The 9,685-nt window shown below is 48.0% G+C and carries 9 protein-coding genes; 5 read left to right on the plus strand and 4 right to left on the minus strand.

Going from position 1 to position 9,685, the window contains the following annotated elements:
• Positions 1–328: 328 nt before the first annotated feature.
• Complete coding sequence (locus NG833_RS27295) at positions 329–1,204, minus strand: MBL fold metallo-hydrolase (protein ID WP_254568419.1); 876 nt, start codon at positions 1,202–1,204, stop codon at positions 329–331.
• Positions 1,205–1,552: 348 nt separating this feature from the next.
• On the opposite strand from NG833_RS27295, the gene NG833_RS27300 reads away from it, so the two are divergent.
• From NG833_RS27300 to NG833_RS27315, 4 genes are all read left to right on the plus strand, one after another.
• Positions 1,553–2,578 carry a hypothetical protein gene (locus tag NG833_RS27300; protein WP_254568420.1) on the plus strand — a complete coding sequence of 342 codons (1,026 nt, stop codon included), beginning with the start codon at positions 1,553–1,555 and terminating at the stop codon, positions 2,576–2,578.
• A 775-nt stretch (positions 2,579–3,353) separates the two neighbouring features.
• Entirely contained in the window at positions 3,354–5,051 is a 1,698-nt protein-coding gene (locus tag NG833_RS27305; RefSeq protein WP_254568421.1) for a TrkA family potassium uptake protein, read from the plus strand.
• Between the two features lie 23 nt (positions 5,052–5,074).
• Positions 5,075–5,413: a hypothetical protein gene (locus tag NG833_RS27310; protein ID WP_254568422.1), complete on the plus strand. Its 339-nt coding sequence runs from the start codon at positions 5,075–5,077 to the stop codon at positions 5,411–5,413.
• Positions 5,383–5,934 (plus strand): Uma2 family endonuclease, encoded by a 552-nt coding sequence (locus tag NG833_RS27315; protein WP_254568423.1) that lies wholly within the window; start codon positions 5,383–5,385, stop codon positions 5,932–5,934. Before NG833_RS27310 ends, NG833_RS27315 begins: the two co-directional genes overlap by 31 nt.
• A gap of 90 nt (positions 5,935–6,024) precedes the next feature.
• Here NG833_RS27315 and NG833_RS27320 read toward each other — a convergent pair whose 3' ends face one another.
• From NG833_RS27320 to NG833_RS27330, 3 genes are all read right to left on the minus strand, one after another.
• Positions 6,025–6,681 carry a Uma2 family endonuclease gene (locus tag NG833_RS27320; RefSeq protein ID WP_254568424.1) on the minus strand — a complete coding sequence of 219 codons (657 nt, stop codon included), beginning with the start codon at positions 6,679–6,681 and terminating at the stop codon, positions 6,025–6,027.
• A gap of 110 nt (positions 6,682–6,791) precedes the next feature.
• Complete coding sequence (locus NG833_RS27325) at positions 6,792–7,490, minus strand: Uma2 family endonuclease (protein WP_254568425.1); 699 nt, start codon at positions 7,488–7,490, stop codon at positions 6,792–6,794.
• 147 nt (positions 7,491–7,637) lie between these two features.
• Positions 7,638–8,573, minus strand: coding sequence for a hypothetical protein (locus NG833_RS27330; RefSeq protein ID WP_254568426.1), 936 nt, complete (start codon positions 8,571–8,573; stop codon positions 7,638–7,640).
• Positions 8,574–8,892: 319 nt separating this feature from the next.
• Between NG833_RS27330 and NG833_RS27335 the strand changes: the two genes are divergently transcribed.
• Positions 8,893–9,462, plus strand: coding sequence for a hypothetical protein (locus NG833_RS27335; protein ID WP_254568427.1), 570 nt, complete (start codon positions 8,893–8,895; stop codon positions 9,460–9,462).
• Positions 9,463–9,685 lie beyond the last annotated feature (223 nt).

The following is a 9,685-nucleotide window of genomic DNA, read 5'->3' on the forward strand; positions in this document are numbered from 1 at the left end:
GCAATCACCCCAAACCCTAATATCATGTAGCCGCGCTTCGAGAAGCGCCTGTCCAAATAATAAATGCAATCACCCCAAACCCTAATATCATGTAGCCGCGCTTCGAGAAGCGCCTGTCCAAATAATAAATGCAATCACCCAAACCCTAATATCATGTAGCCGCGCTTCGAGAAGCGCCTGTCCAGGTGATAATACCAAATCCGGTTGGTGAAACTCGGTTTTCGGTTTTAGCCTGCGTTTGGCGTAGCCTGCGCGCCAGCGTAAGCGTCCGTTCGTCCGTATAGCCCCACCCTTGAGGGGGTGGGTTTTTATTGAAATGGCCCGCTTATCATTGGGTTTCCATCCAAGTTAAACAACGTTGGAGTTCCTGTTGCATTTGCTGGGCATTTTCTGCATGATAGCGGCGACGATGCCCGGGCAAAACCCACTCAAAGGAGTAGTCTTTTAACTTGTGCAGGGATTTAATTAATTCCGGCCAAGAATACCAACAGGCACGGCGAAAGCCAATCAATTGATTCTGCAAATGGGACCAAGCTAAACAATCTCCCGTAAATAGAAATTTGTTTTGATAAAGCAAAACCGTATGGCCTTTCGTATGTCCGGGAAGGGGAATAATTAACATATCCGATTCGAGTTCAATTGGCTCATAGCCGGTTAGCTGAATTTCCACATCCCGAGTCCGGGGATTGATTTCATCTTGATGCAAGATGCGATCGCAGCCGAAATGTTCAGCAAATTTCTGATGATCTGCTACATCATCCTGATGGGTCAAATAAAGATACCGAATCCCTCCCATTGATTCCAACCGCTTAACTAAAGGCGGAGAAAATCGAGGAGAATCAACCAAAATATTCCCCTCTGGTCGCTGAATTAAATAACTCGCCGCTCCAAAAGAACTCTCCGCATGATACCCACAATGATAAATATTGCGGTCAATTAACAGGGGAAAACTCTCTTGGGCTTTTTTGATGTCTTTGGGTTTATCGACAGTCCCAATCGAAGCCGTAGGACAGGCTAAAAGGGCCTGTAAAGCTTCCAAGCGTTCGGCTTCCGTTTGGGGTTGCTGATATACTGCCGATTGGTCATTGTCACGATGAAAGATATCGGGAGCCATCCATCGGCAAGTATCGCAATCAATGCAGGTTGTATCCACATAGAAATCACCGCCAACATTTTCAGTTCTTCGCAATTGTTGATTAGCCATTATTTTCCTCTAATTTATTCTCAAGTTTGATTCCGTAAAACAGTTATAAATCCCATCATTCCGGCCAGGGAATCTTCGGGGGGAGGTGCAACTCAGGCCCAGGTTTAAGCCCGGTACAAACTCCTAAATGGTCCATCGGGTGCATCAGTCCTGGACCAGAATGAGGGAGGGAAGTCCCAAAGAAAGGGGAAGAAATCCATGTCCGGATGTTCAGGTCTGATTCTTTTAAGTGTAGCTTGTGTTGGCTGGAGTCAACCCCTGGGAAACCGCAGGGAGAGGGGTGGCGATCGCACAGTTTTCCACTCCTGCTAATATAAATTGTAGTAAATGAACCCCCGGAGACCGACCATGACTGAAAAAAAGCCCAGAAAAACCAAAAAAACCACAGAGAAAACCACCCCCAGTGCTGCCAAAAGCACTAAAAGCACTAAAAGCACCAAAAGCACCAAAAGTACCGAACCTCCAGCAATCCAAGGATTCAAAGGACCCAAGGTTGGCAGTCTCCAGGAGATGGAAAAGATGATGCGGCAGATTCAGAAACTCTTGGAGGAAAATGAGTTTGAGTCCATCGAAGAAGCGAACGCTTTTCTCCAGGAAGCCCTCACTTCTGGACAACCCCTCACGCTGAACCAGGAGGAAACCCCCCTGGAAAAGGCACAAGATATCATGTATGAGGCTTGGTCTGTTCCGGGCAAGAAGCGGGTACAATTAGCAAAGCGGGCGTTAAAGATTTGTGCAGATTGTGCGGATGCTTATGTGCTATTAGCCCAAGAGTCTGCTAAAACCCTCAAGGAAGCCAAAGCGTTTTATGCGCAAGGGGTACAGGCGGGGGAACGAGCTTTAGGTCCAGAATTTTTTGAAGAACAGGCTGGATATTTTTGGGGAATGACCGAGACTCGTCCCTATATGCGGGCGCGCCAGGGTTTGGCGGAATGTTGTTTGCAGTTGGGGGAAACCGCAGAGGCGATCGCCCATTACCAGGAGATGTTACGCCTTAACCCCAATGATAATCAAGGCGTCCGCTATATGTTGCTCCCTTGCCTCTTGGAAGAAGGTGACTCGGAGGCAGTCGCCAATCTGTTTCAACAATATGAAGATGAAGCTTCGGCTTCCTGGAGCTATTCGCGCGCCTTATGGTTGTTTCAAAAGGATGGCGCAACGGAACAAACGAATCAGGAGTTACAACAAGCCTTAGAGAGCAATAAATATGTTCCCGATTATCTTTTGGAAAAGAAAAAGATGCCGAAACAACTGCCAAGTTTAATCGGGTGGGGGGATGAAAGTGAGGCGGTTTCTTATGCAGCTACAGCGCTATTGGCATGGCACAAAACACCCGGTGCACTGCAATGGTTATCGGCAACTGTGGCGAAGTAAGATGGAGTCCAGTTCTCTTCTGTCTCAATCTCTGGAGAAATTCAAGGACGTGGCTATACAGATCAAGACCTTGATCCAGGCTGAAGAAAAAACTGGCTTTTAAAAACTAGCCCTGTCAAGGTGGTACATTAAATTCCGCCTCATCCTTGTTTCTTGTAGGGGCGTATTGCATACTTCCTCTTTATCCGTTAATGGAATCCCGCCTCATCCTTGTTTCTTGTAGGGGCGTATTGCATACTTCCTCTTTATCCGTCAATGGAATCCCGCCTCATCCTTGCTTCTTGTAGGGGCGTATTGCATACATGAGAGAATTTATGCAATACGCCCCTACAAATACACCTTGACGGGTCTAGCTTTTAAAAACCAGATAATATATATAGCAAGTCTAAATCAATTAGACAAAATTTAAAGGGAGTGGGAACATCTTGTTGCAGTAAGGAGCAAGATGCTCTCACTCCTGGTTTGTATGATGGTAACCATTTGGGTCGCTATACAGGAACGAGACGATCGCCCATCCCAGAGAAGGCGATCGCCTGTTCAATAGATTCATCCGGTTGTTACCCCAGAGCATTTTTCCCGAGTCGAATTGCTCAGACTTTCCGGGAGGGGTCGCCGCTAAGATCTATCCGTGGGATAGTTTTTTGAAGCAAAAACCAGAGGCGGTGTCCTGCGCTACATTTTTTAGATCCCGAGGGACTGAAAATATTACCGTCCGTGACATTGATGCTAATTTGGCTGTATTCTTTCTGAATCCTGATCGTAGGCTGGGGTCATCATGAAACCGCGAATCATCGTTTGCTGTCTGGGTAGCACGGGGTATCAAATTTTTGGCTTGTTAAGACAACAGGGGGCCTCGGTTGTGGGCGTAGGAGAGCGCCCAATTCCGGGAGAAGATACAGGGATCATTGTGGGAGATCCCCAGTCTGCTGCCACGTTACTCGCGGCTGGAATTCGAGATGCCGATGCGATCGCGATCGCCTCGGATGATGATGCGCTCAATTTAGCGATTCTGATGCAAGCTCGATTGCTCAATCCCCATATTCGGATTATTACGCGGCTGTTTAATGGCAGTTTAGGCGATCGATTGGACCGCACTTTACCCCAGCATACCAGTATGAGCGTCTCCACCTTGGCGGCCCCGATTTTTGCCTTTGCGGCAATGGGGAGTCGGGCGATCGGACAACTCACTCTGTTTAATGAAACTTGGCCGATTCATGAAGAATATATCGATGAGCGTCATCCCTGGAATGGGCGCAAGTTAGCCGAGTTATGGGAAGATCAGCGCCGGATGCTGATATACTATTTACCCCAGCATCCTCATATCGACCTAGTTTCGGCGGTTCTGGCTGGAAAAACCTTGGAAGTGGGCGATCGCCTGATTGTCGCTACCCAACTGAGTAAGCGCCACAACCGGCGTTCCTGGAGGCGGAAATTCCAAGAATCTCTCGGCAATTGGCGACGATTTCAACAGCAAAATCAAGCCACCACCCTCGCCCTATTAGCCCTATTACTAACAATTTTAACCGCAACTTTTACTTATACCTTTGTTAATACAGACACCTCTTTTGTTGATTCACTTTATTTCTCCGTCGGCATGATAACCGGCGCGGGAGGCAATGAAGGCGTCGCGGAACAGTCTCCCGTTCCCCTGAAACTGTTTACCGCCCTGATGATGCTCGTTGGGGCCGGTGCAGTCGGGATTTGCTATGCGCTGCTCAATGATTTTATCCTAGGCAGCCGATTTAGACAACTGTGGGATACCCCGCAAATCCCCCAGCGCCATCATTATATCGTGTGTGGATTGGGGGACATCGGGATTAAGGCGATCGAGCAACTGCATAGCAATGGATATGATGTCGTCGTCATCGATCGCGACCCCAACTGCCGCTTTCTGAGTACCGCACAAGGGTTAAAAATTCCCATCATCCAGGCAGATGCCACACTCCCCGCTAGTTTAAAAGCGGCTAATATTGAAAAAGCCGAAGCCGTGTTAGCGGTTACCAGCAATGACATGAACAACTTAGAAATTGCCTTAACTGCAAAAGGCGTCGTCCCGCAACTGCCCGTTGTCGTCCGAAGTGAGGACCCGCGCTTTGCCTTAATGGTACAACAAGTGTTCGACTTTGAGCGCGTGCTCAATCCCACCGAAATGGCAGCACCAGCCTTTGCAGCAGCGGCGATCGGAGGACGAATTTTAGGCAATGGCATGACTGCCGGAAGTCTCTGGGTGGCGATCGCCACCTTAATCACCCCCGCCCATCCATTCTATCATCAAACCGTCAAAGAATCAGCCATAAAAGCGGATTTTGTCCCGTTATATATTCAAACTCAAGCGGGAACCCTTCATGGATGGGAGTTATTAGAAACCTGTCTAGACGTAGGAGATGTTTTATATCTAACCATTCCCGGCAACAAACTAGAATTACTCTGGCGCACCACCCCATCCAAACTGATATCCAGCAGTTCCAGTTAACCTCAATTCAGAAACCGGGTTTCTTGACTAAATCTCGGAAATCAGACAAAAGTGATGCACCAAACCCGGTTTCTAACCCTCGGCAACAATCCAGAAACCGGGTTTCTTACCTAAATCTCGGTGATGAAGCAAAAGTGATGCACCAAACCCGGTTTCTAACCCTCGGCAACAACTTCAGAAACCGGGTTTCTTACCTAAATCTCGGTGATGAAGCAAAAGTGATGCACCAAACCCGGTTTCTAACCCTCGGCAACAACTTCAGAAAACCCTTAATCCAGCAAACTACCACCATTCATGATAAACTAGAGAGACGGTTGATAGAGGTGTCAAGATGGTACTGTCAACAATTAAGTGGAGCATAGAAGACTACCACCAAATCATTAAAACCGGGTTACTCGACGATCGCCCGGTGGAATTGTTAGCTGGAGAAATCGTCGAAATGCCCCGAGAAGATCCACCTCACGCCTATTTCAGTTCCGAAGCGGGTCAATATCTCACTCATTTACTCGCTTACCGCGCCCTAGTGAGTCAAGCTAAACCGATTACCCTCCCCAACCAATCCGAACCAGAACCGGATCTCGCCATTGTCCAACCCCTCGGACGGGAATATCTCTCCCACCATCCCTATCCAGAGAACATCTTCTGGGTGATTGAATATGCTAATACCAGCTTAGAGAAAGATTCCACCCTAAAATATCACATCTATGCCGAAGCGGGAATCCCCGAATATTGGCTAGTCAATCTCCAAACAGCCGAATTAATTGTCTATCGGCAACCCAGGGGACGGGATTATGGGTCGAAAATGACCTTAAAGGAGGGAGAAATTTCTCCTCTAGCCTTTCCTGATATAACCATTCCTATTGAAGCCATAATTTCAGCCTAATTTGGGGGTTGCTTGCCCTCAGCAACCCCGTTGATTTCCTAAGTCTTGGTGCTGAAATTCAATAGATTACAGCACCGTGACAGGCATCGTTTAAAGGGTTTCTGGGTCAATCCCCAGTTCCCGAAGTTTAGCAAAGGCGCGATCGCGTTCTTGTTGTGCCTTATCCCGTTCCTCAAACAACTCCCCTGGTTCCTTGAACAATTCCCCATCAGGATGATACACCGCTAACCCATCCGCAGATAGTTCAAAGCGAATATTTAATATTGGAGAAGTCCAGGGTAAATCATCGGGGTTGATAAACATTAAGCTATCTTGCGCCGTAGCCCGATGCAACCCCCAAAAATTATAAGATTGGGGGTCATAAAAAAACATTTCCAGCACACCATACTGTGCATAAAAATTTTGTTTCGCAGTCATTTCGCTGATGGTATTACTGGGGGAGAGAATTTCAAACACCACCTGGGGGGCAATGTTGTCTTCTTCCCACTGTTTATAACTACCTCGATCGCCATCCGGACGACCCAATGCTACCATCGCATCCGGCGCTTGACAAGGGGCAGGAGGACGTTCTACCTGCACCGGATACCAGAGTAAATCCCCCGCAACAAAAGCAACTTGGTCCTTGAGAAGTTGCTTGAGATTAGTGACTAACCGCACAATCCAGCGATATTGCAGGGTATTTTCCGCCATCGGCTTACCATCAGAGTCCGGGTAGAGGATATGAGAGGGAATAGGAGTTTGAACCATAGTCCCGGTAATTGTTAATTAGGATTTATGTATTATAACAAATCCGGTTCTTCAAAGAAAGAAGGGAGAGGGTGGGCAGATGTTTTCCCACCTCTTTTTGGCTGCAATTTTTACAGGGTTTCAGGGTCAATCCCCAGTTCCCGAAGTTTAGCAAAGGCGCGATCGCGTTCTTGTGCAGCCTCATCCCGTTCTTGTGCAGCGCGATCGCGTTCTTGTTGCGCCTTATCCCTTTCCTCAAACAACTCCCCTGGTTCCTTGAACAATTTCCCATCAGGATGATACACCGCTAAACCATCAGCGAACATTTCAAAACGAATGTTCAGCAAAGGAGAAACCCAGGGCAAATGTAGCGGGGTAATTAACATCAAACTATCTTGCGCCGTCGCCCGATGAAAACCCCAAAAGTCATGAGATTCGGGGTCATAAAAAAACATTTCCAGCACACCATACCGTTCATAAAACTGCTGTTTCGCAGACATTTCACTCATGGTATTACTGGGGGAGAGAATTTCAAACACCACCTGGGGGGCAATGTTGTCTTCTTCCCACTGTTTATAACTACCTCGGTCCCCATCCGGACGACCCAATGCTACCATCGCATCAGGCGCTTGACAAGGGGCAGGAGGACGTTCTACCCGAACCGGATACCAGAGTAAATCCCCCGCAACAAAGGCAACTTGGTCCTTGAGAAGTTGCTTGAGATTAGTGACTAACCGCACAATCCAGCGATATTGCAGGGTATTTTCTGCCATCGGCTTACCATCAGAGTCCGGGTAGAGAATATGAGAGGGAATAGGAGTTTGAACCATAGTCCCGGTAATTGTTAATTAGGATTAATGTATTATAACAAAAATCGGTTGTCATTTGTCCATTAGACTTATTGCAAAATTCTCTTAAGCCCCCCTTCTTAAGGGGGGTTGGGGGGATCAGATCGGTATTTTGCAAGAGATCCATTATCAATTGTTATCCCCACTCGGAATATCCGTGTCGAGAGTGGGGCGCAACTGAATCAAGCGATCGCCCTCACGACTGCGAGGAATCACCACCACCAGCGGACGGCGGGTTTCATCTCGTCTAGGAAGTGCCGGGAAAATATAATAATCTCCATCCACATCAATCAGCAACCGCCAGACGCGATTCTGGCTAGGATTATTAATCGCCGCACTTAGTAGTTGCTGGTAGCTGCTGGCATCCCCAATAATCCGGATACCTTGGGGATTGCGAATATTATCCGGGTTCACCCCCAGGGGAAAACTATCCTCTCGCACCACTATCGTCACCACCGGCAGAGACGAAGTTTCATTCACCGCATCCCGCCACGCATCCGCTTCTCCCTGCCATTGTGCCAGCCAGAAACAGCCCGCCAGCAGCCAACAGATAATCACTGTTTCATCCAACAAAGAACGCAAAAAGCGCAGAGATTGATACTCCAACAGGTGGAACTCCAAAAACGATTTCAGCAGTTGCAGCAGTCCCCCATACAACCGCAACAGCCCTCGTTTCCAGAGCGTTTTAGGAGATTGACCCCGGGTTAAACCCCGATTCAGGCAATTCAGTGTCCGCTGATAGATTTTGTGCATTCCCGCTTGGAATCTTTGGGAGGGTTGCCCTTCCAGTAACCATAGACTGCAATAAACCCCCACCACAATCAAGGCGACGGTTATAATAGTATGGAGAATTGCTCGGAAGCTGCCGAAAAACACTTGAAAGGCAGCAATATAAAACGACTCTAGGGGTAAAGGGAGCGTCGTCACTTCCAGTTGGAAAAATCCGAAATAGATCCAGCGATAAGTCCAACCCGTGAAGTATAGCACCGCCCCCAACATCACCAGTAAACTGGCAATTCTTCCCAGTGCAAAAGTTTCAGGGGGCAAACGCGGTGACTCACTCATATCAACCTTCTCCCAAAGATGACAACAAACCCTATCGGGGATACATCTTACCGTTTAGCCAGTCGGCCCTCATCCCCTATGGCCCTTCTTAACCTAGCCCTGTCAAGGTGTATTTGTAGGGGCGTATTGCATACGCCCTAGGGCGCTTCTCGAAGCGCCCCTACAATTCACAACGATGAGGGATTCAATTGACTGTTAAAGAGGGCGTATGCAATACGCCCCTACAACAAACAACGATTTTTCGTCATGCAATTTACCACCTTGACAGGGCTACCGTTCTTAACCCTCCTCATCGAGTTCTAAACCAGTCTAATCTGTTATGAAACATCCAACTTGCCATATCTTGTCACTGATTTTAATGCTTTCCTCCCTGGGAATAGCCGGATGTGCCATTAGCTCTCCTTCCCAAACGGCTGAAGTGACTGCCACAGAGCAACAGGAACAGGGAATCATCCCCGTGATGCTGCCTGTGAATGTCAAAATTGAGTTAAAAGCTGGGGGGAGAGGGGACCATGAATTGCTGGGATTTAACCCAGAAACCCGCCAAGTGCAATTGGCGGGACTCTCCCAAGGATTGCCCCTGACGGAAGTTGCCAAAATAGAGCGCGATCGCCAGAAAAATCAGGGGTCAGTTCTCGGAGGGCGGGCCAAAATTCGGGGCGAGGATATGGGCACCCCAGAAACTTGGCGGGTTCCCTTCTCTGCCATAGACTCTGAGGAAGAAAAAATGATGATGATTCGGGGTCAACAGGCTTGGGAGAATGATGAGTTACAGGGGAAACTGGAACTCCAGAACGATTATGAATTTGTGTTGGATCAGATTATCCCCCTGTCAGCGGATGAGATGGAAATTGTGGTGAGTAAAGTGCGTCGTGTCGCGCAGGAGTAAGTCATCCGAGTTAGGGTGGGTTGGGTGCAGCAACAACCGGCGGGGGTTAAAACCCTAGCCCTGTCAAGGTGGTAAATTTAATGACGAAAAATCGTTATTTCTTGTAGGGGCGCAATGCTTGCGCCCTCCGGACAACATAAATTTAATCACGAAAAATCGTTATTTCTTGTAGGGGCGCAATGCTTGCGCCCTCCGGACAACATAAATTTAATCACGAAAAATC

The organism is Oscillatoria sp. HE19RPO (assembly GCF_024220515.1).
GTDB lineage: Bacteria > Cyanobacteriota > Cyanobacteriia > Cyanobacteriales > Laspinemataceae > Laspinema.

Excerpts from the sequence above, each read along its gene's own strand:
- NG833_RS27295 (WP_254568419.1), bottom strand. The coding sequence starts at position 1,204 with ATGGCTAATCAACAATTGCGAAGAACTGAAAATGTTGGCGGTGATTTC.
- NG833_RS27300 (WP_254568420.1), top strand. The coding sequence starts at position 1,553 with ATGACTGAAAAAAAGCCCAGAAAAACCAAAAAAACCACAGAGAAAACC.
- NG833_RS27305 (WP_254568421.1), top strand. The coding sequence starts at position 3,354 with ATGAAACCGCGAATCATCGTTTGCTGTCTGGGTAGCACGGGGTATCAA.
- NG833_RS27315 (WP_254568423.1), top strand. The coding sequence starts at position 5,383 with ATGGTACTGTCAACAATTAAGTGGAGCATAGAAGACTACCACCAAATC.
- NG833_RS27320 (WP_254568424.1), bottom strand. The coding sequence starts at position 6,681 with ATGGTTCAAACTCCTATTCCCTCTCATATCCTCTACCCGGACTCTGAT.
- NG833_RS27325 (WP_254568425.1), bottom strand. The coding sequence starts at position 7,490 with ATGGTTCAAACTCCTATTCCCTCTCATATTCTCTACCCGGACTCTGAT.
- NG833_RS27330 (WP_254568426.1), bottom strand. The coding sequence starts at position 8,573 with ATGAGTGAGTCACCGCGTTTGCCCCCTGAAACTTTTGCACTGGGAAGA.
- NG833_RS27335 (WP_254568427.1), top strand. The coding sequence starts at position 8,893 with ATGAAACATCCAACTTGCCATATCTTGTCACTGATTTTAATGCTTTCC.